Origin of the sequence: Microbulbifer variabilis (assembly GCF_020524905.1) — a bacterium.
Taxonomy (GTDB): Bacteria; Pseudomonadota; Gammaproteobacteria; order Pseudomonadales; family Cellvibrionaceae; genus Microbulbifer; species Microbulbifer variabilis_A.
This window is the reverse complement of the sequence record NZ_JAIVKI010000012.1, coordinates 92,867-113,361: the sequence shown is the minus strand read 5'-3', so window position 1 is coordinate 113,361 and position 20,495 is coordinate 92,867. Positions and strand designations below refer to the sequence as shown.

Sequence of the window (20,495 nt, the reverse complement as noted above, 5' to 3'; positions counted from 1 at the left end):
CGCCACTTTTTAGTTTGCCCAGGGTGGGATTCTCATACCATGCATATCGGCGCTTTAGTTCTGCTTGTTGGTTTTGTTGTTTTATTGCTTGGCTTGCATCGTTGGCAGCGTGGCAGGGATACCCTAGCGCCGGGTGTATTTGTCGGGTTGCTTCTGGGTGTGATTTTTGGTGCGCTAATGCAATTAGCGCGCAATTGGGGGAACACTGCAAATGAAGTTTTGCCCTGGATCGAAATGCTGGGGGAAAGCTATGTAAATCTGCTGTATATGCTGGTGATGCCACTGGTACTTACCTCTATTCTGGTGGCAGTGGTAAAGGTGAGTGACACTCAGGCACTGGGTAAAATCAGTGTGTCTGTATTGGGTGTTCTACTCGGGACAACGGCAATTGCCGCCTTAATTGGTGTGTTCATGGCCGATTTGTTTGGACTCTCAGCCGCGGGATTGGTCGAGGGTTCCCGCGAAGCGGCGCGAGTGGAAGTGCTTAATGAGCGCATCGGGCGAGTCAGTGATCTCTCAATTCCAGAAATCATGACTTCTTTTATTCCGCGCAATATTTTTCTGGATTTGACCGGAGCCCGCTCCACCTCTGTAATTTCTGTGGTTATTTTTGCTGTGTTACTGGGTCTGGCGGCCCTGGCTGTACGGCGTGAATTTCCCGAGGAGGGCGCTGCGATTGGGCGGTTTGTGCATGTCGCTCAAGTTTGGATTATGAAGTTGGTGCGCCTGGTAATGGCCTTTACGCCCTACGGTGTGATGGCACTGGTTGCTGGGTTAATTGCTAAATCCAGTTGGGCAGACATTGTTAACCTGTTCGGTTTTGTCGTGGCCTCTTTCTGTGCGATTGGCCTGATGTTTTTGGTGCATGGTCTTTTGCTGTTAGTGAATGGCGTGAATCCACTGCATTACTTCATCAAAGTCTGGCCAGTGTTGGTATTTGCCTTTAGTTCCCGTTCCAGTGCGGCGACTATCCCCCTCAATGTGGAAACACAGGTGGATGAGTTGCGTAATTCACCGGCTATCGCCAACTTTTCCGCATCCTTCGGTGCCACTATCGGTCAAAATGGCTGTGCGGGAATCTATCCTGCGATGCTCGCCACTATGGTAGCGGTGCCTATGGGTATCAACGTGTGGGATCCAATGTGGCTGGGTACCCTGCTGGCGGTGGTAGTCATCAGTTCTTTTGGTATTGCGGGAGTGGGTGGTGGGGCAACCTTCGCCGCATTGGTGGTGCTACCGGCAATGGGGCTACCGGTTACCATCGCGGCCCTGTTAATTTCCGTAGAGCCGCTGATCGATATGGCGCGTACCGCGCTCAATGTAAACGGCGCTATGACCGCAGGAACCCTGACCCAGCGTTGGCTAGGGGATGAGGTGCCTGGTCCAGAGATCGTTGAGGGATAATCGGCCGGCGGAAAAAAACATCCGAAAAATAAATTGATCCTGTCAACCGTTGGTTAAGCAGAGCGTTTTAATCAGTGCGTTTAAATCTTATTGGGTTTCCTCAAATGGAACTGCAGCGATTTATGAAGGAGCAATTTATGAAAAAGCTGATTGGACTCTCATTACTGACTATTGGCCTGATTCTTCCTTATTCCCTGTATGCGCAGAGCGATGAGAGCGAGCCGCACGATCACGGTGATCATGTTGAGGATCGCCTAGATCAAAAGGGCGATCGTATAGAGGCGAGAATGGATCAAAAGGGAGACCGCATAGAGGAGCACCTCGACAACAAAGGTGATCGTATCAATGAGCGCTTGGATCAGAGGTCTGAGCAGGCGGCCGCCAATGGCAATGACAAATTGGCTGAGCGGTTGGACCGCAAAGGGGATCGCATCAATAACCGTCTCGACCAAAAAGGTGAGCGTATCAACGAACGGTTGGATAACAAGGGTGCAAGAATCAATGATCGGCTGGACAAAAAGGGAGAGCGTATAGATCGCCGTATGGATCGGCGTGCTAAGCCCCGCAAGCGCAAAGAGGACTGATCTTGCGAGCTGGTAATTCAGGTAAAGGTAATATTAGATTGCAAATGGAGCCTTTTAAGTGGGCTCCGTAAACCATAAAAAGAATCTGGAAGAGCATTCCGTGCGCAAGGACTTCAGCCGGCTTCTATGAATCAGTTCCTGGCCCAGGTGGAGAAGCGGGCCTTTACCATGGCGAATTACGCCGTAGGCAATCGGGATGATGCGCTGGATATTGTGCAGGATTCCATGTTGGCATTGGTCAGGAAATACAGCGGTCGCGATCGCAGCGAGTGGCGACCGCTGTTTTTTACCATCCTTAACAATCGAATTACCGATTGGCATAGGCGTAACCACAAGTTATCCCGCTGGCAATTGTTACGGGAAAAACTCCCTGCGAATACCGATGAACCAGACCCAGTCTCGATGGAGTGGGTCGATAGTCATAATCCCACCCCAGATAAAGCCCTGGCTGGTGAGCGCCTGCTGGAAGCTATCGACAGCGCTGTAACCAAGTTGCCTTTGCGCCAACAGCAGGCCTTCCTACTGCGTTGTGTCGAGGAGTTCGATGTTGCCGAAACTGCGCGTGCAATGTCTTGCAGCCAGGGCAGCGTCAAGACTCATTTATCAAGAGCCATGCGCAGTTTACGTATCCATCTAGAGGCATATGAACTAGAGGCATTCGAACTAGAGGCAATCCAATGAAACGACGGCAAGAAGACTTGGTTATGCAGTGTGGCGCATTACAAAGAGCCGCTCGGGGTGCGGTTGCACGCCGGGATAGCAAAATTGATGCGGACACCCTGTCGCAGCTTGCTACTGCCAGGCAGCGCGCATTGGCACAAAAGAAAACGTATTATCGAGACTGGACTGGTTGGGTTGGATTCACTGGCGCCTGTGCAACATTGCTGGTATTGCTGCTCTGGCCAGCGCCCAACGAACAGGCCGCTACCGAGTTACTAAGCGCCTCTGAATGGCTTTTGTATGAGGAAATGGATGTCGAAATGGTTGAGGATATGGAGTTCTACCAGTGGTTGGCGGAAGAAATGAATGGGCACTCCTCTTAATGATGAAAGCGGTCTTTTCTACAGAAGAAAAGTTGGTAAGGGCCTCTGTCTTATTCTGCTCTTCTTTTATGGGGCCCCGCTATTGGCAGAAGAGCTGGAGCCCCTGGATGAGGATTTCCTGATGTTTGTCGGGGAATGGGCAGATGAGCAGGGTGATATACAGGCACCCGAATCACTGGAGGTGTTGTTACCCAAGCTGGGAAGGGAGATGACAACGGATCGGCGGGATACTGGAGGGGAAGAAACCCTTGAGGAGCTGAGCGATGGGTGACCGAAGGCGTTTGCTGTGTGGCTGGTTGGCCACGGTATATCTGTCTCTCTTCGTGGGTGTCTCTCAGGCTCAAGAGTGGCAAACTCTCAATGATAGTGAACGGCAATTGCTGCACAACTTTGAGGATCGCTGGTCACAGTTGAGTGATGACCGACGCGAGCAGCTATTGCGCGGTGCCAGGCGCTGGAGCGAAATGAACCCCGAGCAGCGTCAAGAAGCCCGCCAGCAGTATAAGCGCTGGCAGGATATGCCCAGGGAGAGGCGCGCCCAGTTGCGGGACTCCTATCGCCGCTTTATGGACCTGCCCGAGGAGGAGCGTCAGCGTATCCGTGAGGCGCGCAAGCGCTTTCGACAGATGACGCCACAGCAGCGCAGTGAACTGCGGGAAAAATGGAAGCAAGATAAGCGCGATAGGGCCGAGAAGCGGGAAAAGCGGAATCAAAGGGAAGGCAGGAGTCATCGGGAAGGACAGCGCAGGGAGCGAAGAGAGCATCGCCGGAGGCGTGAAAGCGAAGATCGGGCCTGATTTTTTTCGCCAGTCCAGGTGTAATTCAGCGTCTATTCAGATCTATTTGACTAATCTGGCTCCCGTTGATGAATAACGGGAGATCGATTGTGCAACTCTTCAAGCAGTTTATCGCCGGCGCGGTAGTCGCCACACTGGTGGCCTTGAGTGCTACCGCCAAAGCGGGCCCTCGGGACTATGCAGACCCCTATGGTGCGGACAACTACGATTTTGCCCGTGTCACAGAGGTAACTCCCGTCTACACCGATGTCGAGGTGCGCACCCCGCGTACCTACTGTCGGGATGAGCAGGTGGCTTACCGGGAGCCGACCTCCCCGGCGGGTACTCTGGTTGGTGGGTTGATCGGAGCCGCTGTTGGTAACAGCCTAGGACGTGGTGGTCACCACCGTCGATATCACCACCATGGCGGCCAGCGGGCCGGGGCCACTGTTGCGGGGGCTTTGGTAGGTGCTTTGGTCGGTAACCAGATCAGTCGTTCCAACGCCCCGACCTATTACGCCACCGAATCCCGTTGCCAGGTTGTCGACGAGTTCAGCACACAGAGGGAATTAGTCGGATACGATGTGCGCTATCGGTATAATGGTCAGGTTTATCTGACTCGCACAGATTACCATCCGGGCGATAGAATCCGGGTTCGTGTCGCAGTCTCGCCGGCGCCATAAGTCGACGGGAGGCGGTCGAAGATAGTTGAAGGTGGAAAACCAGGACATCCACAGGAGCCGCACCGTGAAATCGAGCCGCACTTTTAAACGGCATTTACTTCTCCTACTCGCTCTGTTTCCGAGCCTTTGTGCCGCCTCCTGGCAAGGAGGGGCGGCACCGCAAAGGGAAAACTTCCGGCATGAATTCCGCTGGGTTCAGGATGCAGGTGTTTCCCGGGATCAGGCCGCTTCGATTGTGAAGCAACGCTACGGCGGCAAAATATTGTCGGTCTCTGAAACCCGCAAGCAGGGCCAGGTGGTCTACCGGGTGAAGGGACTTTCCGATAAAAGTCAGGTCTATGTGGTTTTTGTGGACAAAAAGAGCGGCAGGATCTCCCGTTAATTCCCCGCTACCACAGACACGCAGTACAAGGGAAAGAATATGCGCGCACTATTAGTCGAAGATGAAGTTTTACTGCGCCAGCAGCTGGCGGAGTCACTGCGCGGCGCAGGCTATACCGTCGATGAGGCGCCGGATGGGGAAGAGGCACTCTATCTGGGGCGTGAATACCCTTACGATATTGCGGTTATGGATCTGGGGTTACCAAAAATGGATGGCATCCAGGTCATTCAGACCCTGCGCGGTGAAGACAAGCACTTTCCCATCCTGATTCTCACCGCCCGCGGCCATTGGCAGGAGCGCGTGGCCGGATTGGAGGCTGGTGGAGACGATTATCTGGTAAAACCTTTTCACACCGAGGAATTACTGGCGCGACTGAATGCTCTGGTGCGCCGCTCCGCTGGGTTTTCCTCCCCCACAATTAAAGCGGGCCCGATATTGTTAGATACGAGTTCCCAACGGGTCACTGTCAACGATACCGAACTGGAATTGACCTCCTTTGAGTACAAGGTGCTCGAATACCTGATGTTGCACCCGGATGAGGTGGTATCCAAAACCACCCTTACCGAACATATCTATGAACAGGACTGCGATCGCGACAGCAATGTAATTGAGGTATTTATCGGACGCCTGCGTAAGAAGTTTGATGCGGCGGCTCAGCTAAAGCCTATTGAAACCCTACGCGGCCGTGGATACCGCTTTATCGCCCCCCGTTGATCTCGATTGTAATGCCTCTGTTTTCTTTCTGGCTGAACTCCCTTAAAGGCCGCCTGGCACTGGTAACCAGTCTGGTACTGGTGGCTTTTATGCTGTTGATTTCCGGTGTGCTGGAACACGCTTATCGCACCTCACTGAACGAGGCCAAACAGCGCGAGCTGCAGCTGTATATCTATACCCTATTGGCGTTGGCTGAACCGGAAGGTGAGAGCCTGGTGCTGCCGTCTGAACTGCCCGAGCAGCGCTTCAATCGACCGGACTCAGGCCTGATTGGCGCGGTTTTGGATGGAGAGGGCCGTGTCATCTGGCGTTCTGAGTCATCCCTGGCAATGCCTGAAATGGAGTTTTCCCCACTACCACAAGGGCAGCAGTCCTATATGCGGATCTCCCTTCCCGGTGGCGATGCCAACTACAGCATATTTCGCCAGGGGGTGGCCTGGGGGCTCGATAACGAGAACCCTTTTACCTTTGTCGTACTGGAAGATGCGGCACCGTTGCAGGCTCAGGTTGGGCAGTTCCGCTCGACTATTTGGCATTGGCTGGGCGTAGCGGCGCTATTATTGATTTTGGCCCAATGGCTGGTTTTGCGCTGGGGGTTTGCGCCTCTGCGCGCACTGGCGCAGGCCCTACAGGATATGCAGCAGGGTGGCAGTGATCGCCTGGAGGGAAACTTTCCCATGGAATTGCGTCCGCTTACCGATAACCTGAACCTGCTGATTGAAAACGAGCGGCGCCAGCGTGAGAAGACTCGCCATACTCTGGCGGATCTGGCCCACAGCTTGAAAACGCCATTGGCGGTGCTCAAGGGATTGAGTTTGGAAAAGGATCCAGGGGCTGCCGGTAAAACCCTGGCAGATCAGGTGCAGCGCATGGACAGTATTATCAGCTACCAATTACAACGCGCCGTAGCCAGTTCACCCAAGTCCATCCTGCGCGGCATCCCGGTGGCGCCACTTCTTGAAAAAATCCTGGATGCCTTGGAGAAGGTCTATCGCAGCAGGCCGTCCGAAGTACACAGAAATTGCGACGGGGATGCCCTTTTTTATGGTGATGAGGGCGATCTCATGGAGCTGCTCGGAAATCTTCTGGATAATGCTTACAAATATGGTGCGGGCCAGGTTCATGTCACTATCGAGAACCCAGAGGAGGGGCGCAAGCTCTCAGTCCGTATTGCCGATAATGGGCCCGGCTTAGACAGTGATAAATGGCGCGAAGTGACCCAGCGCGGTGTGCGTGCCGACCAACAACAGCCAGGCCAGGGGATTGGCCTGGCTGTTGTGATGGATATTGTCGAGAGCTACCAGGGGCAAATCTGCGCTAAACCCCTGCCCCAGGGGGGCACGGAAATTACAGTGTTGCTGTAATTTCCTTTGGCTTCTTGTCTCCTACTGGCTAGAACCAGTCTTCTTGCATATCGAACGGCAGATTGTTGCCCTTTTGCAGCAGGGTTATCTTCGGCTGGATATTGGGCAGTTCCCATTCGAAATAAAAGCGGGCGGTGTGTAACTTGCCACGGTAAAAATTGGCATCTTCCTCGCTGACAGTCCCCTCCAGGGCATTCGTCGCAATAATGGCCTGACGCAGCCAGATCCAGGCTACCAAGATACAGCCGAAAACATCCAGGTAGAGCGTGGCATTACTAAGGCCGCGATCGACATCTTCCTGTAGCTGTGCAAACAGGGCCATGCCGGTCTCGTCGAGTTTCTGCAGAGACTCCTCCAGGGCAGTGGCCATGCTAACCAGATTCTCCTTGTCCTGAGCTTCCTTAACGGTATTGCGGATTTCTGTCTGCATTAATTGGTAGGCCTGGAAATTTTTGCCAGGCACTTTGCGCGCGAGTAGGTCGAGAGCGTGGATACCCTCGGTGCCCTCGTGGATGGCATTCAGGCGATTATCCCGGTACAGCTGCTCCAGAGGGAATTCACGAATATAACCAGCGCCGCCGAGTACCTGGATAGCCAGTTCATTGGCTTTCAGACAGTATTTTGAGGGCCAGGACTTCACTACTGGGGTGATCAGATCTAGCAAGGTGGCGGCGAACTGCCGTTGCTCCTCAGTAGGTGCGCTGTGCTGGTCTTCATAGAGGGAAGTGGCGTACACGCTCAAACCCAGACCGCCCTCGGCATAGGCTTTTTGCATTAGCAGCATTCGGCGTATATCGGCATGCTGGATAATGGGTATCTGCTTGGAATTGGAGTCGTGCTCGGAGGGCAGGCGCCCCTGCGGACGTTCCCTGGCATATTGCAAGGAGTGGACATAGCCCTGGTAGCCCAGTACTGAAGCGCCGGCGCCGACACTGATTCGAGCTTCATTCATCATCTGGAACATATATTTGAGTCCCTGGTGTGGCTCGCCGATCAGGTAGCCCACGGCACCCTGATTTTCACCAAAGCTCAGTACCGTAGAGGTCGTGTTGCGAAATCCCATTTTATGCAGCAAGCCGGCCAGCTTTACATCGTTGTGCCCGGTTACTTGGCCATTTTCGTCGAGGAGGAGTTTTGGGACTAAAAATAAGGATATTCCTTTGACTCCGGCGGGGGCGCCTTTGATTTTTGCCAACACCAAGTGAACAATATTTTCCGTCAGCGACTGGTCACCGCCAGAGATATACATTTTCTGCCCGCGAATGCGATAGCTGCCGTCTTCAACGGGTTCGGCACTGGTGCGGATATCGGCGAGGGCTGAACCCTGGTCTGGCTCAGTTAGGGCCATGGTGCCGGCAAAGCGACCATCCAGCATTTGCGGTAAAAATTGTGCCTTAAGGCGGTCACTGGCAAAAGAACGCAACAGGTTAGCGGCCGCGATAGTTAGGAATGGGTAGCAGGCACTGGCAATATTTGCGGCACTGATATAGCCGAGAGCGGTGCGCATTATGGTTTTGGGCAACTGCAGGCCGCCCTCTTCAAAGTCGCAGTGGCCAGCGAGAAAACCTGCCTCCGCGAAAGCATCCCAAGATTGCTTGGTCTCTGCAACCATCTGTATTTTCTCGCCATCGAAACTGGGTTCATTGGCATCACCTTTGGCATTGTGATTGGCGAAAAATTTTTCGGCAATGATGCGTGCGGTTTTCAGGGTTGCATCGAAAATCTCCCGGGAGTGCTCTTTATAGCGAGGACGCTGCAGCAATTCTTCGGTATTGAGAAATTCATAGAGATAAAATTCGGTATTGCGTTCATTGAGCAATGGAGAAGCCATGTCTACCTCGTTATTTTTATAGAGTTACAAAATTTATTAGCCCGGCAGAGAAAAATCCAGACCAATCACATTGTTACGAGTAAATGATTGGTGCAAATTCTTATTTGTAAATTTATGGGCCTGTGTTCTTTGTTGAATTAGTTCGTTAGTAAAAGCTTGGGATCTAAAACGGGCAATGACTTTTTGTGTGAATGTACTTGGCGATATAGTGGGAGGGTATTGTATAAACCCGGGATGAGAGGCTGGCAATGCCACTCTTTGTGCAATTGGCGATGAACTGGAAACCTAATCAGCGGTGCTTTGATAAGCTGGTGTTGGCCCTTCAGTGGGGCGCGGGACTACTTTCTGCCAGAGGGTGTGGGCAAGCTCTGCAGGGTCTTTAGTGCAACCTTCGGCTATCCAGGCGGCCACGGCCTGCGCCACATCTGGCCACTGGATACGTATAGGCGTAGGCCGCTCTTCCAACCAGGCGTTAATACTTTTGGCGTTTATGGATCGTACGATCCTCGCTAATTTTAGTTGCTCCAGAGCTTTGGCATTGGCTTCCTGCTCGAACTGGTAGGCCAGTGGACGGCTCAGTATGGGTTTGCCCTGAACCAGGGTTTCAGCCAGTAATTCAAAGCCACTGTTGCAGATAACCGCCTGGGCATTGACCAGGTCCCGCTGGAATTCTTCCGTTGAGGGCGCTTTTATCTGGATATTCTCTGCGGTAGGCAAATTTTCTGGAACACCGTAAACAATAAATTGCCGTTGAACCTTCGATAATTCCTCCAGCATGGGGATAGGGTGTTCAAACGGTAGATAGACCAGGATGTATTCTTTTACGTCAATGTCGGGTTTGGGTAGTGGGGGAACTATGGGCGGCAGTATGGGGTTGCCAAAGTGATGCCAATGCAGCCCCAGGCTTTTTTCCGTGGGCGCAAATGTGCGCAGAACCGTGTGAAAAATCCAGTTAAATCTGGGCATAGGGATCGAATGCAAAAAAGCGTATTGGTGGCCAATACCCACACTGGGCTTTTTGCGGATTTTGGCCGCCCAGGCAGAGACAGGCTCGTAATCGCTGATAATTAGATCGAAATCATTGACGGGCAGCTCCCGGATATCCTTGATTAAATGGCGCAATTTTGCCTGAGCAAACGTGGCGAAGCTCCTGAGGCGCCCCTCGCTGTGTACAATGGTCATTCCCTCCCGCCACCAATAGTCGCCAAATAATTCCATCTCAAACAGGTCTTTCTTTGGGCGCCCGGAAAACAACCATTGAATCTCAATTTCGGGATATTGCTCTAATGCCTTGGCCAGTGTGCGTGATTTGGCAATATGACCATTGCCGGTAGCCTGCACGCCATAAAGAATTTTCATAAAAGGGTGGCACTCGTAGCCAGTGCGACACAAGTACCGAGCATGGCGCCGGCAAATATATCCGAAGGGAAGTGCACTCCCAGGCCCACGCGGGCAGCGCCCACTCCAGTTGCCCAAATATATCCAAGCCCCCATAAGGGACTCACTTGCTGGGTCATAAACGTAATAAAGAGAAAGGCTGCGGAGGTATGTCCTGAGGGCAGGCTGAAGCGGTCATGAGCGATAATAATCGGCTGCATACCGGGTATGGCCTGGGGAGGGCGCCTGCGGCGCGTAGTATTTTTAATGGCCCAATAGAGAGAGCGCTCCACCGCCAGCCCAGAGCAAGCGGCAATAAAAAGTTGAGTGGCTGCATTGGAAATAACATAACTGATGAGTACGGCGATAGTGAGCCAGCCATCCCCGGATTTGGATAGCCACAGGTATCGTCTGCGCGAAGTGGGACGTGATGCCCGTCCCGTAAGATACAGGACCAAGGACACATCGATACTCTTCAGATTCATGGATAAGTCTCGCATGCCGCCAACTTAAGAATTGATTATTGCACGGAGTTGACCAAATGATGTCGCAATAATGAAATCTCAAAATAGATAATAATGACGACGTTCAGCGGTTTTTTTTAAGTTTTGGCAGAAGAATGATTGTGCTGGTGTTTATGAGGGATGATAGGGAAGGAATGGCTGGAGAGGCAGTTGAATGGAAAATGGTAGACAACGCAAGCAGCAACTGGCCTGAGCTCCTTGCGTCAAAGAAGAACCGAAGAAAATAGAACGTATTGATGACAGAGGCTAGGCGATCTTAATTTCGATCTCCCCGGAGCCAGGCAATTTTTCTACCAGTTTATGGCCGCAGAGTTTTGATGGGGTGAAATATCCACCTTCCCCCCGATAGTCGAGAAGATACTGCATTATTGCCAGGGAGCCGGATACGGTGACATCGTAGCCATTGGCAGTGGTCACCCGGCCCACTTTGCGCTCTCCACGGCGGTCATTGCGCACCTCTCCCCAGACCCAGGTCTTTTGGCCCGCTCGACGCTCTTCACTGGGCCCTTGAACAGACTTGCTGACTTTTGCTTTCAGCCAGTTCTGTACCCAGTGGGTGCGCAGCAGCCAACGAAATCCATTCAGGCGTTTTAATCTTTTTGCTCTTGTCGGGCTCATGGGAATATACGCTTCGATATTCTGGATGCCAGTTGAATGGTAGGCCGTGGAAATATCCCCCCAGGGTATCGCAACTGCAAACTTTTCGCCCCGACCAAAATCTATGCGGCGGGTTAGCTGCCCATGGCCAATAGTCTCAATGTTGCCATTGCGCCGAATGGCTCCCCCCATACCCAGGCTTTCGATAGAGGTCTTGGCCGTGCCGGGGCTCAAACTCGATTGGGAGTCGAACCCCAGCGCCATGTGTGTGGCAGAAGGCATGGCTTTGTGCAGTGCGGCTGCCAGGCAGTCGGTGGGAATGACATCGAAGCCCGCTCCTGGGCAGAGTACTACCCCGGCGGCTTTTGCTTCAGCATCCAACTTGTAGGCAGCTTCATAGACGGAAATTTCGCCGGTGATGTCCTGATAGTGGGTGCGACTGTCAAGGCAGGCCCTCATCATGGGGGCGGCGGTAGTGGAGAAAGGGCCTGCACAATGAATGACCAAATAGACATCCCGTAAACTGCGCTTCAGCACTTCCGTATTTTCCAGATGGATGGCCATAGCGGGGAGGTTCAAAGCATCCGCCAGTGGCTGTAATTTTTGCGCATTGCGGCCGGCTAGGATGGGGCGGAAACCCTGCGCAACAGCTTGGCGGGCGATCAGTTCGCCAGTGTAGCCGTAGGCGCCATAGATCATAATATTTTTGTTGTTCACCGATGGTCCTTGTGGGTTCTAGAGCAGATTGACCGAGAGGGCCGTGCCTGTTTATCAGGCCTCATACTGTATTGACTTGTTTTTGCTCCGCTCTGGTAGGAAAAGGTTATCCTTGAGGAGGAAAATGGCGCAAGATAGGATTTGAGGTCTGGCTGATTTTTGTTACTCAGATGCCTTCTCTATGGCTGTTATCCATCATTTCGAAGGCTTTTACTAGCTGGAAGCGGGGGAAGGTTTTCCCATCCTCAGAGAGCGCTTCGTTGAACATGGAGTATGGTCGGGCCGAGACAATACAGTTTCCATAGAGAGCGCGATAAATCACCAGAAGCTCTTCCGTCTCGCTGTGGATGGCCGTGTACAGGACTTCGTAAAGATTTCCTTTATAGTGGCGATAAAGGCCGGGCTTCATCAATAAATACCAGGTTAACTTAAATGATGTGGTGACAGCTGCAGTTGCTCGATGCGACGGCCATGGAGAATAGCCATACCGGAATAACGGTGTTCTCCAGTGGAGGTAAACTCGAATTCATAGCTGCGTTGCAGACTGATTTGGCCCCGGCGGTCACGCTTTAAACGGGTGCGCACCAGCGCCACGGTATCGTCGAGAAGCTGTACGCCCAATTGTTTACAATGATTGGCTGCCGCGCGCTTTACTTGCTCTTTTGCCGCCATATTGGCCCAGATATACCAAGCCACAGCAGCCAATAACAGGAACCAGAGTAGATTGTCAGGTGAGTAGTACATTGTTCTACAGTTGCTATGATCGCGAAGCGCAAGAATAACACCGAAGGAGCGGCGATGTCTGGCACCATAATGATCACCGGCTGCAATCGCGGCATCGGGCTTGAATTGACCACCCAGTTTGCCCGAGATGGGTGGAATGTGTTTGCCTGCTGCAGGAACCTTGAGAGAGCCGCCGAGCTCAAATCACTGCAAATTAAATACCCTCACATTCAGCCTATTGAGTTAGATGTCACCGACTACGAGCAAATGATTTCTCTCGGTAAGGCCTTGGAAGGAGTGCCTATCGATATTTTGTTCAATAATGCGGGATATTACGGCCCAAAGGGCATGGCATTTGGCAAAGTGGACCGTAACGAGTGGCGCAGGGTGTTGGAGTCCAACACAATCGCCCCCTATATGATGGCGGAAACCTTTTGCGATAACGTGGCGGCCAGCGATCATAAGTTGATCGCCATGATGAGCAGTAAGGTGGGTAGTATTGCCGACAATCGTTCGGGTGGCGGCTATGTCTATCGAAGCTCCAAAACAGCGCTCAATCAAGTTGTCAAAAGTCTGTCGATCGATCTTCAAGACCGGGGAATCACCGTGATAGCCCTGCATCCGGGTTGGGTCAAAACTTCAATGGGAGGCCCCGGAGCTCTGATTTCAGCGACGCAAAGTGTCACTGCCTTAAAGGAAATCCTCATTCATGTCGGCCAGGATAAAAGTGGTCGGTTTTATAACTACGATGGTAGTGAAATCCCTTGGTAGCCTTTCATTTCTGCAACCAATCTCTGCCAATTACCCGCCGATGAATAGCTGTATCAAGGTGGCAAATATTCCTGAATCCGCCCTCTTGCAGCGCCCTTTGCAAGATTGGGCAATGATGCGGAAGAAGTCTTCTACCCCTTGATTTAAAAGACGCGAGAAAATGCACTTATTGGAGGGGTGACCGTAGCTCCTAATCCTTTTTGTTAGGCACCATTCGCGTGATGCAAAAGCAATTAGGCAAGGAATTATGTGTCACCAGTAAGTGCATTACAGAGAGTGTTAAATCAATGAGTAGCGTAACTGAAAGCCTCGAAAACAGTAATGGGCCATCTCAGGAACGTCTTTTTACTGGTTTGCGTATCTTACTGAGTGGCTCTCTAGCGATTATTGCGGCCAACCTTACGGGTGTGCCTACTTGGGTGGCAGCTTTGGGCTCAGTTACCTATTTTGCCAGGGGCGGCAATCTTCGTGCCGGTAGCTATAACCTGGCTTGTGCGGTTACAGGGCTTGGGCTTGGTTTGGTTGCCACTGTGGCAACTGCAGGATGGCAATTGGAGCCGTCTTGGTTAGCTCTACCAATGGCCTTATTACTGGCGGCTATTGGAGCCTGGGCGATGGGCATGGTCACGGGTGTTGGTAACATAGCCAGCTATGCAATTGGTATCTTAATTGCTTTTACAGCTCAGCAACCGGCCTCTCTCGATAGTTATTTCCTGCTGATTACAGCCGCTGCGCTCGGTGCCTTGGTAGCGGGTTTGGTCGATCTTTTATGGCCGGGTAGACTTTTTATCTCCGGCTCAGCTGTAAGTGAATAGTTCGTTGAAGCTTGCGAAAGATTTAGAATTCAGACTTCCCATTTTTAAATCTGTGAAAGAGGTTGCTAAGAGGTGACGGTAATGTTCAAGTGCATTTTATTTACAGGGGCTTTTGCTTTTATAACTGCACTGGCGTTTACAGGTCCTGAGGTTTCTGGGCCTGAAGTGGATTCAGAATTGGAATACCTTTTGTATTAGAACTCACAGACCTCTCAATGGTTTATCTGGTTAATCGATAATAGCCTTAAGAATGCACATGGGGGTGCAACATGGAAGCGACATATTGGCATGAGAAGTGGAGAAAAAATGATATTGGTTTCCATGAATCCTCTGGGAACTCCTTACTAACTGAGTTTTTTTCACAGCTTTCCCTATCCAAAGGCGATAGAGTTTTTATTCCTCTCTGTGGTAAAACCCGAGATATCGGTTGGTTACTTTCTGAAGGTTATCGTGTTGCCGGGGCTGAATTGAGCGAGATGGCAGTACAACAGCTTTTTGAGGAGATGGAACTCACACCAGAAATCGATCAGCTTGCCAGCTTTAAACATTATAAAGCAGAAAATATTGATATTTATGTCGGGGATATTTTTGACCTGGATAAGAAAATGTTACAGGAAGTCGACGCTATTTATGATCGCGCTGCCCTAGTGGCGTTGCCACAAGATATTCGCCCAGAATATACCCAACATCTTATGGCGATTACAAAAGTGGCTCCTCAGTTATTAATATCTTTTGAGTATGAACAGTCTGAATTAGCCGGCCCTCCCTTTTCAATCAGCTCCCAAGAAATTTTTGATCGCTACGATGAGGATTACCACTTGCAAATGTTGGCCTCCAGAGATGTGCCCGGTGGCTTAAAGGGTCTGGTGCCGGCGAGAGAGGTGGCGTGGCTGCTCAGCAAGCGCCAGTGACCAACGGCTTGAGTAAACCGTAGTGATTGATTAGTCGAGCAATATTGGTAATGCCAGCACTCCGGCAATAAGTGCTTCTTTTTTTTGCTTGGGCCATTTCTTGATGGCAATTTCCAATTTCAGAGCCGAAGATTTGTCTCGAGTTTTTACCTGGTATTCGAGTGTGAGAGGTCCTTTGCCGCGAAGGGCCTTGGCTGCCTTGGCGCCACCGTCACTGTGCTCGGCAAAGCGCCGTTGAATATCTTTAGTGACTCCCGTGTAAAGTGCTCCACTAGAGGTGCGAATTAAATAAACAAACCAGGATTCCATCAAAAATATTGTCCGCTTAGAGGGATTTCCCTCGGTTTCTTTTTAGTTAAAAAAACTTTTAATTAAAAATACTGCCTAGTCAAAAAAGACACTGCTGTTCACCGGCCAGAGGCGGTGGCTTGAACTGGTTGTTATCCAGTGATAGGCGCCGGTGATTTAACCCCAATTTCCTGATGGCGACAATAAACCGCTGGCGGAGTAGCTGGGCGAAAACTCCCGTACCCGTTCGGCGCTGGGAAAAATCACTTTGATAATCCCGACCACCGCGACTCTGTTGTACCAGGCTCATGACATGGCTGGCTCTTTGTGGGTAATGTAGCGCTAACCATTCGCGGAAAAGTGGTGCTACCTCATGGGGGAGTCGCAGGAGGATATAGGCCGCCCTCTCCGCACCTGAGTCTCGCCCGGCCTTTAAAATGGCTTCCAGCTCACAGTCATTAAGTGCCGGAATCATCGGGGCAGCAAGTACCGCAGTTGGTATCCCGGCCTTGCTCAATTGTTCAATAGTGCGCAGGCGGGCAGAAGGTCCCGCGGTACGTGGCTCCAGTTTCCTTTTTAGATCCCTATCCAAGGTGGTCACACTGATTGCAACCTGGGCGAGGTTGTCCTGTGCCATTTCTGCCAGAATGGGGAGGTCCCGCAAAATCAGCTGGCTCTTAGTGACAATGGTGACAGGTTGTCGAAACTGCTGCATAACTTCAAGCAGTGCCTGGGTTATGCCTTTTTCCTTCTCCAGAGGTTGATAGGGGTCGGTATTTGCGCCCAGGGCTATGGGGCTGCATGTGTAGCTGGGTTTACGTAGTGTCTGTTCCAACAAAATGGGCGCGTTTGCCTTAAAAAAGATCTTGCTTTCGAAGTCGAGCCCAGGGGAAAGATCCATATAGGCGTGAGCTGGTCTCGCGTAGCAATAGACACAGCCATGCTCGCAGCCACGGTAAGGGTTGATAGACTGGGTAAAGGGGATATCAGGCGACTGATTGGTGGCGATAATCGACTTGGCCTTCTCTTCAATGGCAGTAGTCAGCAGCCGCTCCAAGGGCTCAGCCTCGATTTGCCAACCATCGCTCTCCCGCGTACTGGTGTGCTCGGCAAAACGACCAGTGATATTACTGGCGGCTCCGCGCCCTTTATGGAAGGGTTGTGGTTTGTTTGGTTCAATTTTTTTCATTGGAACTGGTGAGCTGTATGTTTGTACAGTTTACGATTTCGATTTAGTACAAAGCAATGCTCAATCACATTTTGTGATTAGCTATCAGCGGCTACTCAGTCATTGTGTTTAAGGAAGGGGTCGACGAATGACGCAGATCAAACCTTTCAGTATTGATATACAGGAATCGCAATTGGCAGATATGCATCGGCGGATGAGAGAAGCCCGCTGGCCTGAGGCGGAAACCGTCGATGGTTGGGGTCAGGGTGTTCCCCTGGATTATCTCAGGGATTTCTGTGACCACTGGTTAAATGACTATGACTGGTATGCTACCCAGCAGAGGCTCAACCAATATGACCATTTCACCACCACTATTCACGACCTAGACATTCATTTCATTCATGTAAAAAGCAGCCATACCAGTGCCACGCCAATTGTGATCACTCATGGCTGGCCCAGCTCCTTTGTGGAATTCCTTAAAGTGATAGGGCCTCTGACGGAGCCAACTCAATTTGCTGGAAATGCCAAGGATGCCTTCCATGTGGTTTGCCCATCACTTCCAGGTTTCGCCTTCTCCGGTAAGCCGGCGAAAACGGGATGGGGAGTGCCCAGAATTGCCACAGCCTGGGATACGTTGATGAATCGACTGGGATATCAATCCTATTTGGCCCAGGGGGGAGATTGGGGGCGGTCAGTGACTACTGAGATTGGCATTCAGAACAGGGGCGCCTGTAAAGCTATTCATATCAACAATCCCAAAGAGGAACCAACCGTAGAAGCCCTGATACAGCCCAGTGAGGAGGAGAAAGAGGCTCTGGCCGGAATACGATTTTTCAATCGATGGGATTCAGGTTTTGCCAAGGAACAGAGTACCCGCCCTCAAACATTGGCGTATAGCCTTGCGGATTCTCCTATAGGTCAGGCTGCCTGGATATTGGAGAAATTCCATCTGTGGAGCGATTGCCAGGGTACTCTGGAGAGTATTTTTACCAGAAATGAATTGTTGGACAATATCATGCTCTATTGGCTGACAAATACAGCGGCTTCGTCTTCACGTTTATATTGGGAAAGCTTCGATATCCCCTACGGCCCTGATCAAGATAAGGTGGTGCAATTGCCAACCGGGGTCAGTATTTACCCGGGAGAGATAGTGAGAATCCCCCGTTCATGGGCTGAAGGTCGTTATAAAAATATTTGCTATTGGAATCACTTGAATCGGGGAGGGCACTTTTCCGCTTTTGAACAGCCAGATCTCTATGTCGAGGAAATCAGAGCCTGGAAGAGAAGCTTGGTATAGAGGTCAAAAGCCTCTTCTCCCAGACTCAAAGAACCTAGTAATCCCCTAATGAGATATTCCCTTTAAATTCCTCATTTGCAATCTCCTTGATAATAGCTTGACCGGCAAGAGTTTTCTCCCCATTAGAGGTGAGCGTTGGGCTTCCATAAAGCTCCCACCCATTGTTAAGCGCCTCGGTAACACGTAAACAAAAATTCGAATCATCTGGCCCGGTAAGAAATCGGTAGAGTTTCATAGATCATGCTCTTGAGGGAGTTTATAAGTATCCGAAATGTTTAATATAAATTAGAATTTTAAAGTTAGGATATCTCTGATTTAGGCCAATAGACGGTTACTGGGACACACTTTTAGATTCAGTTAGAGAGTTATACTTTGGGGGCATGGTTAATCCATACCGCTCATCATCCCAGATTATACTCACTATTTTCTACTCATGGCTATCGTTGCAACGTTGAATACAGTTGATTCCCCGCTTAATAAACTGGATTTTTTCACTATCTCTCCAGGCTTCATAGGTGCTGAAAGCGTGGGCAATGTTGCCAAATGACTCGATAATATTGTGAGTTTCTACCTCATAAAAAGCTGCGTTTCCAACTAACCGCTGAAAGTTTTTCGGGTATTCCTGAATGATTAAAATCAGTGCCTGGGGATTGCCTTTACTGTCTTTAGAGGTACGAATGACTTTGGCCTAGGGTGCGAATAGTTCCTGCTTTTTTCCAGTCACGGAAAAACCCTTCGGGACCAGTGATAACTTGGTACAATTGTGTAAGAATCACTTGTCCTTCACTGTTTGCTATTCCTCTGAACTCCTTTTAAATCGTCTGTATGGATTGGCATTGCAGATTAACCTAGGTATTAGCTTTCACTAGCAAAACACCGTGTATTATCTTTAACTTCTGAGGGAAGCCATGATAGGATTTTCCAACCTTCTGTGGTTTCTGCCAATGTATAGGTGCTGCACTGGTGATCCAAAAGCAGCCCCTCCGAAGTGTAGCGTTTAAGTAGTATCGTAGTTACCGACATGTTCCCATTCTGAAAATGTGTCTCAAAACTAACAATTTCTGAATTCATATAGCCTTTCTCTGCCAGAGCATCGTGTATCTCAGAGAGTATTTTCTCCACTTGCTTAGAATTTTTTGGGGTAAGGATATGAGGGCCAAAAATAAAGTGAGGAGATTCTGTGAAGAATCGTGAGGCAGTCCCTTTTATGTTATTCGAAGAAAATTCACTAATAAATGCTGTGATATGTTCCTCTATCGGGGTTTTCGCATGTACATGAAAACTGGTACATATCAATAAAATTGCCAATAAAATGGATTTTTTCAATTCGATATCCTTATTTTGGATTGCCTGAAATTATCTTAAGGGTTGATAATGGTTAAAAGCTGGCCGGTTTTGATTTCTTCTGATATGCAATCCCAACAGCTACTTATTTTGAAATAATAATTTAAATGCTGCCGTGGAGCAAACATGTCCTTGTTCTTAGCTATGTTTGGATTTTCATTGACGATGTCGATTACACCAGGCCCCGTGAATATGGTGATTGTTTCCTCTGGGGTGCAACATGGTTTCGCTCGCACCATCCCATTTGTGTCGGGAGCAACAATCGGTTTTACCCTATTACTTGCCACAATTGGATTTGGGTTTTATCAAATACTGGAGAGTTATCCGCAGTTACTAAACTACCTAGCCACAGCTGGATCTCTATACGTAATCTATATGGGGTATAAGATTGCCAATGCTCCAGCTGAAGAAATAACGGTCGATGAAAGATCTCTTCCGCGCTTTCACGAAGGATTCCTGCTACAGTGGTTAAATCCAAAGGCATGGATCGCTTGTGTATCCGGTGTTGCTTTGTTTTCCAGTCCTCACAGTCAGCTAAGCCTGATTTACTTTGTATTTATTTACTTTTGGGTTTGCTATGCATCGCTGACTCTTTGGGCTTTTGCTGGAGATAAAATTCGTCATCTACTGGGCGGAGTCTCTAGAATAAAGCTGTTCAACCTGGTTATGGGCGGGCTGTTAATTTTATGTGCGGTATACTTAATGTTCTCACAATTCTTACCTGGCTCGAATGCCCTTTGATTGGCTCAGTCTGTATGTTCCGTTTTTATTCACGGAGATTGATGCGGAGGATCGTATCCCCCTTTTTTTTGGAGATTCCTGTTTGAAAAGAAATAATGCGGTTTGGTGGTCGAATGGCTGGTGATGTATTGTACTGAATAAAAAAATTGGATATCCTGATTGTTAATAAAATTTTTAGATCGTTGATAAGGATTATTGCCGGGCCTGTTTTCCTTTATGATTTCTGTTCTGTATGATTTTTTAACAACCGCACAAGTTTAAAACCCCTTGATTGTTCTTTTTTAAAGAGTTAACAGCTGTCAAGAGATGCACTGTTTTCACCATGCTTTTTATTTTTAATTTTTATCTATGTTCGGAAGCTTGGATTAGGAGATTTGCTTTTTGATCAGTACAAGGTAGGTTGTGCTGACTCTCATTAATAATTTTAATATCTCTATTAGA

General features: G+C 50.0%; 25 protein-coding genes. 15 read left to right on the top strand and 10 right to left on the bottom strand.

Features of this window, described 5'->3' with window-relative positions:
* Window positions 1-39 precede the first annotated feature (39 nt).
* From LC073_RS14275 to LC073_RS14230, 10 genes are all read left to right on the top strand, one after another.
* Entirely contained in the window at window positions 40-1,404 is a 1,365-nt protein-coding gene (locus LC073_RS14275) for an L-cystine transporter (RefSeq protein WP_226647924.1), read from the top strand.
* Window positions 1,405-1,541: 137 nt separating this feature from the next.
* A complete protein-coding gene (locus tag LC073_RS14270; protein WP_226647923.1) occupies window positions 1,542-1,988 on the top strand; it encodes a hypothetical protein in 447 nt (148 codons plus the stop codon).
* Between the two features lie 126 nt (window positions 1,989-2,114).
* A complete protein-coding gene (locus LC073_RS14265; protein WP_226647922.1) occupies window positions 2,115-2,669 on the top strand; it encodes an RNA polymerase sigma factor in 555 nt (184 codons plus the stop codon).
* The gene (locus tag LC073_RS14260; RefSeq protein WP_226647921.1) at window positions 2,666-3,031 is read left to right on the top strand and encodes a hypothetical protein; all 366 of its coding nucleotides are present in this window, start codon (window positions 2,666-2,668) and stop codon (window positions 3,029-3,031) included. The genes LC073_RS14265 and LC073_RS14260 overlap by 4 nt, the downstream gene beginning before the upstream one ends.
* Window positions 3,015-3,302, top strand: a complete 288-nt coding sequence (locus LC073_RS14255; RefSeq protein WP_226647920.1) for a hypothetical protein — start codon at window positions 3,015-3,017, stop codon at window positions 3,300-3,302. Before LC073_RS14260 ends, LC073_RS14255 begins: the two co-directional genes overlap by 17 nt.
* Window positions 3,295-3,828, top strand: coding sequence for a DUF3106 domain-containing protein (locus LC073_RS14250; RefSeq protein WP_226647919.1), 534 nt, complete (start codon window positions 3,295-3,297; stop codon window positions 3,826-3,828). Before LC073_RS14255 ends, LC073_RS14250 begins: the two co-directional genes overlap by 8 nt.
* Window positions 3,829-3,917: 89 nt before the next feature.
* On the top strand, window positions 3,918-4,490 hold the full coding sequence (locus tag LC073_RS14245) for a glycine zipper 2TM domain-containing protein (RefSeq protein WP_226647918.1): 573 nt from the start codon (window positions 3,918-3,920) through the stop codon (window positions 4,488-4,490).
* Window positions 4,491-4,554: 64 nt separating this feature from the next.
* A complete protein-coding gene (locus LC073_RS14240; RefSeq protein ID WP_226647917.1) occupies window positions 4,555-4,872 on the top strand; it encodes a PepSY domain-containing protein in 318 nt (105 codons plus the stop codon).
* 39 nt (window positions 4,873-4,911) lie between these two features.
* Window positions 4,912-5,586 carry a response regulator transcription factor gene (locus LC073_RS14235; RefSeq protein WP_226647916.1) on the top strand — a complete coding sequence of 225 codons (675 nt, stop codon included), beginning with the start codon at window positions 4,912-4,914 and terminating at the stop codon, window positions 5,584-5,586.
* An 11-nt stretch (window positions 5,587-5,597) separates the two neighbouring features.
* Window positions 5,598-6,950 carry an ATP-binding protein gene (locus LC073_RS14230; RefSeq protein ID WP_226647915.1) on the top strand — a complete coding sequence of 451 codons (1,353 nt, stop codon included), beginning with the start codon at window positions 5,598-5,600 and terminating at the stop codon, window positions 6,948-6,950.
* Window positions 6,951-6,978: 28 nt separating this feature from the next.
* On the opposite strand, the gene LC073_RS14225 is transcribed toward LC073_RS14230, so the two are convergent.
* The 6 genes from LC073_RS14225 to LC073_RS14200 form a co-directional block, all read right to left on the bottom strand.
* Window positions 6,979-8,781: an acyl-CoA dehydrogenase gene (locus tag LC073_RS14225; protein ID WP_226647914.1), complete on the bottom strand. Its 1,803-nt coding sequence runs from the start codon at window positions 8,779-8,781 to the stop codon at window positions 6,979-6,981.
* A gap of 285 nt (window positions 8,782-9,066) precedes the next feature.
* Window positions 9,067-10,140: an MJ1255/VC2487 family glycosyltransferase gene (locus LC073_RS14220; RefSeq protein WP_226647913.1), complete on the bottom strand. Its 1,074-nt coding sequence runs from the start codon at window positions 10,138-10,140 to the stop codon at window positions 9,067-9,069.
* Window positions 10,137-10,643, bottom strand: a complete 507-nt coding sequence (locus tag LC073_RS14215; RefSeq protein WP_226647912.1) for a phosphatase PAP2 family protein — start codon at window positions 10,641-10,643, stop codon at window positions 10,137-10,139. The genes LC073_RS14220 and LC073_RS14215 overlap by 4 nt, the downstream gene beginning before the upstream one ends.
* A gap of 285 nt (window positions 10,644-10,928) precedes the next feature.
* On the bottom strand, window positions 10,929-11,996 hold the full coding sequence (locus tag LC073_RS14210; protein ID WP_226647911.1) for a saccharopine dehydrogenase family protein: 1,068 nt from the start codon (window positions 11,994-11,996) through the stop codon (window positions 10,929-10,931).
* Between the two features lie 166 nt (window positions 11,997-12,162).
* Complete coding sequence (locus tag LC073_RS14205; RefSeq protein WP_226647910.1) at window positions 12,163-12,405, bottom strand: DUF1653 domain-containing protein; 243 nt, start codon at window positions 12,403-12,405, stop codon at window positions 12,163-12,165.
* 14 nt (window positions 12,406-12,419) lie between these two features.
* The gene (locus LC073_RS14200) at window positions 12,420-12,740 is read right to left on the bottom strand and encodes a DUF3301 domain-containing protein (RefSeq protein WP_226647909.1); all 321 of its coding nucleotides are present in this window, start codon (window positions 12,738-12,740) and stop codon (window positions 12,420-12,422) included.
* 54 nt (window positions 12,741-12,794) lie between these two features.
* Between LC073_RS14200 and LC073_RS14195 the strand changes: the two genes are divergently transcribed.
* From LC073_RS14195 to tmpT, 3 genes are all read left to right on the top strand, one after another.
* On the top strand, window positions 12,795-13,490 hold the full coding sequence (locus LC073_RS14195; RefSeq protein WP_226647908.1) for an SDR family oxidoreductase: 696 nt from the start codon (window positions 12,795-12,797) through the stop codon (window positions 13,488-13,490).
* Window positions 13,491-13,777: 287 nt separating this feature from the next.
* Window positions 13,778-14,305 carry a DUF1097 family protein gene (locus tag LC073_RS14190; protein WP_226647907.1) on the top strand — a complete coding sequence of 176 codons (528 nt, stop codon included), beginning with the start codon at window positions 13,778-13,780 and terminating at the stop codon, window positions 14,303-14,305.
* 269 nt (window positions 14,306-14,574) lie between these two features.
* Complete coding sequence (tmpT, locus tag LC073_RS14185; RefSeq protein WP_226647906.1) at window positions 14,575-15,216, top strand: thiopurine S-methyltransferase; 642 nt, start codon at window positions 14,575-14,577, stop codon at window positions 15,214-15,216.
* 30 nt (window positions 15,217-15,246) lie between these two features.
* On the opposite strand, the gene LC073_RS14180 is transcribed toward tmpT, so the two are convergent.
* Together LC073_RS14180 and LC073_RS14175 are read right to left on the bottom strand one after the other, a co-directional pair.
* Complete coding sequence (locus tag LC073_RS14180; protein WP_226647905.1) at window positions 15,247-15,525, bottom strand: GIY-YIG nuclease family protein; 279 nt, start codon at window positions 15,523-15,525, stop codon at window positions 15,247-15,249.
* A 79-nt stretch (window positions 15,526-15,604) separates the two neighbouring features.
* The gene (locus LC073_RS14175; protein ID WP_226647904.1) at window positions 15,605-16,693 is read right to left on the bottom strand and encodes a PA0069 family radical SAM protein; all 1,089 of its coding nucleotides are present in this window, start codon (window positions 16,691-16,693) and stop codon (window positions 15,605-15,607) included.
* Window positions 16,694-16,820: 127 nt separating this feature from the next.
* Here LC073_RS14175 and LC073_RS14170 point away from each other — a divergent pair, with 127 nt between their 5' ends.
* The gene (locus tag LC073_RS14170; protein ID WP_226647903.1) at window positions 16,821-17,969 is read left to right on the top strand and encodes an epoxide hydrolase family protein; all 1,149 of its coding nucleotides are present in this window, start codon (window positions 16,821-16,823) and stop codon (window positions 17,967-17,969) included.
* Window positions 17,970-18,003: 34 nt separating this feature from the next.
* Here LC073_RS14170 and LC073_RS14165 read toward each other — a convergent pair whose 3' ends face one another.
* Both LC073_RS14165 and LC073_RS14160 read right to left on the bottom strand, forming a co-directional pair.
* Window positions 18,004-18,204, bottom strand: coding sequence for a DUF1737 domain-containing protein (locus LC073_RS14165; protein WP_226647902.1), 201 nt, complete (start codon window positions 18,202-18,204; stop codon window positions 18,004-18,006).
* Between the two features lie 620 nt (window positions 18,205-18,824).
* Complete coding sequence (locus LC073_RS14160; protein WP_226647901.1) at window positions 18,825-19,295, bottom strand: YkuS family protein; 471 nt, start codon at window positions 19,293-19,295, stop codon at window positions 18,825-18,827.
* Between the two features lie 144 nt (window positions 19,296-19,439).
* On the opposite strand from LC073_RS14160, the gene LC073_RS14155 reads away from it, so the two are divergent.
* Window positions 19,440-20,054, top strand: a complete 615-nt coding sequence (locus LC073_RS14155; RefSeq protein WP_226647900.1) for a LysE family translocator — start codon at window positions 19,440-19,442, stop codon at window positions 20,052-20,054.
* Window positions 20,055-20,495 lie beyond the last annotated feature (441 nt).

What these genes read in the sequence shown, in the direction of transcription:
- LC073_RS14275 (WP_226647924.1), top strand. Translation starts at nt 40, where the DNA reads ATGCATATCGGCGCTTTAGTTCTGCTTGTTGGTTTTGTTGTTTTATTG.
- LC073_RS14270 (WP_226647923.1), top strand. Translation starts at nt 1,542, where the DNA reads ATGAAAAAGCTGATTGGACTCTCATTACTGACTATTGGCCTGATTCTT.
- LC073_RS14265 (WP_226647922.1), top strand. Translation starts at nt 2,115, where the DNA reads ATGAATCAGTTCCTGGCCCAGGTGGAGAAGCGGGCCTTTACCATGGCG.
- LC073_RS14260 (WP_226647921.1), top strand. Translation starts at nt 2,666, where the DNA reads ATGAAACGACGGCAAGAAGACTTGGTTATGCAGTGTGGCGCATTACAA.
- LC073_RS14255 (WP_226647920.1), top strand. Translation starts at nt 3,015, where the DNA reads ATGGGCACTCCTCTTAATGATGAAAGCGGTCTTTTCTACAGAAGAAAA.
- LC073_RS14250 (WP_226647919.1), top strand. Translation starts at nt 3,295, where the DNA reads ATGGGTGACCGAAGGCGTTTGCTGTGTGGCTGGTTGGCCACGGTATAT.
- LC073_RS14235 (WP_226647916.1), top strand. Translation starts at nt 4,912, where the DNA reads ATGCGCGCACTATTAGTCGAAGATGAAGTTTTACTGCGCCAGCAGCTG.
- LC073_RS14230 (WP_226647915.1), top strand. Translation starts at nt 5,598, where the DNA reads ATGCCTCTGTTTTCTTTCTGGCTGAACTCCCTTAAAGGCCGCCTGGCA.
- LC073_RS14225 (WP_226647914.1), bottom strand. Translation starts at nt 8,781, where the DNA reads ATGGCTTCTCCATTGCTCAATGAACGCAATACCGAATTTTATCTCTAT.
- LC073_RS14220 (WP_226647913.1), bottom strand. Translation starts at nt 10,140, where the DNA reads ATGAAAATTCTTTATGGCGTGCAGGCTACCGGCAATGGTCATATTGCC.
- LC073_RS14215 (WP_226647912.1), bottom strand. Translation starts at nt 10,643, where the DNA reads ATGAATCTGAAGAGTATCGATGTGTCCTTGGTCCTGTATCTTACGGGA.
- LC073_RS14205 (WP_226647910.1), bottom strand. Translation starts at nt 12,405, where the DNA reads ATGAAGCCCGGCCTTTATCGCCACTATAAAGGAAATCTTTACGAAGTC.
- LC073_RS14200 (WP_226647909.1), bottom strand. Translation starts at nt 12,740, where the DNA reads ATGTACTACTCACCTGACAATCTACTCTGGTTCCTGTTATTGGCTGCT.
- LC073_RS14195 (WP_226647908.1), top strand. Translation starts at nt 12,795, where the DNA reads ATGTCTGGCACCATAATGATCACCGGCTGCAATCGCGGCATCGGGCTT.
- LC073_RS14190 (WP_226647907.1), top strand. Translation starts at nt 13,778, where the DNA reads ATGAGTAGCGTAACTGAAAGCCTCGAAAACAGTAATGGGCCATCTCAG.
- tmpT (WP_226647906.1), top strand. Translation starts at nt 14,575, where the DNA reads ATGGAAGCGACATATTGGCATGAGAAGTGGAGAAAAAATGATATTGGT.
- LC073_RS14180 (WP_226647905.1), bottom strand. Translation starts at nt 15,525, where the DNA reads ATGGAATCCTGGTTTGTTTATTTAATTCGCACCTCTAGTGGAGCACTT.
- LC073_RS14175 (WP_226647904.1), bottom strand. Translation starts at nt 16,693, where the DNA reads ATGAAAAAAATTGAACCAAACAAACCACAACCCTTCCATAAAGGGCGC.
- LC073_RS14170 (WP_226647903.1), top strand. Translation starts at nt 16,821, where the DNA reads ATGACGCAGATCAAACCTTTCAGTATTGATATACAGGAATCGCAATTG.
- LC073_RS14165 (WP_226647902.1), bottom strand. Translation starts at nt 18,204, where the DNA reads ATGAAACTCTACCGATTTCTTACCGGGCCAGATGATTCGAATTTTTGT.
- LC073_RS14155 (WP_226647900.1), top strand. Translation starts at nt 19,440, where the DNA reads ATGTCCTTGTTCTTAGCTATGTTTGGATTTTCATTGACGATGTCGATT.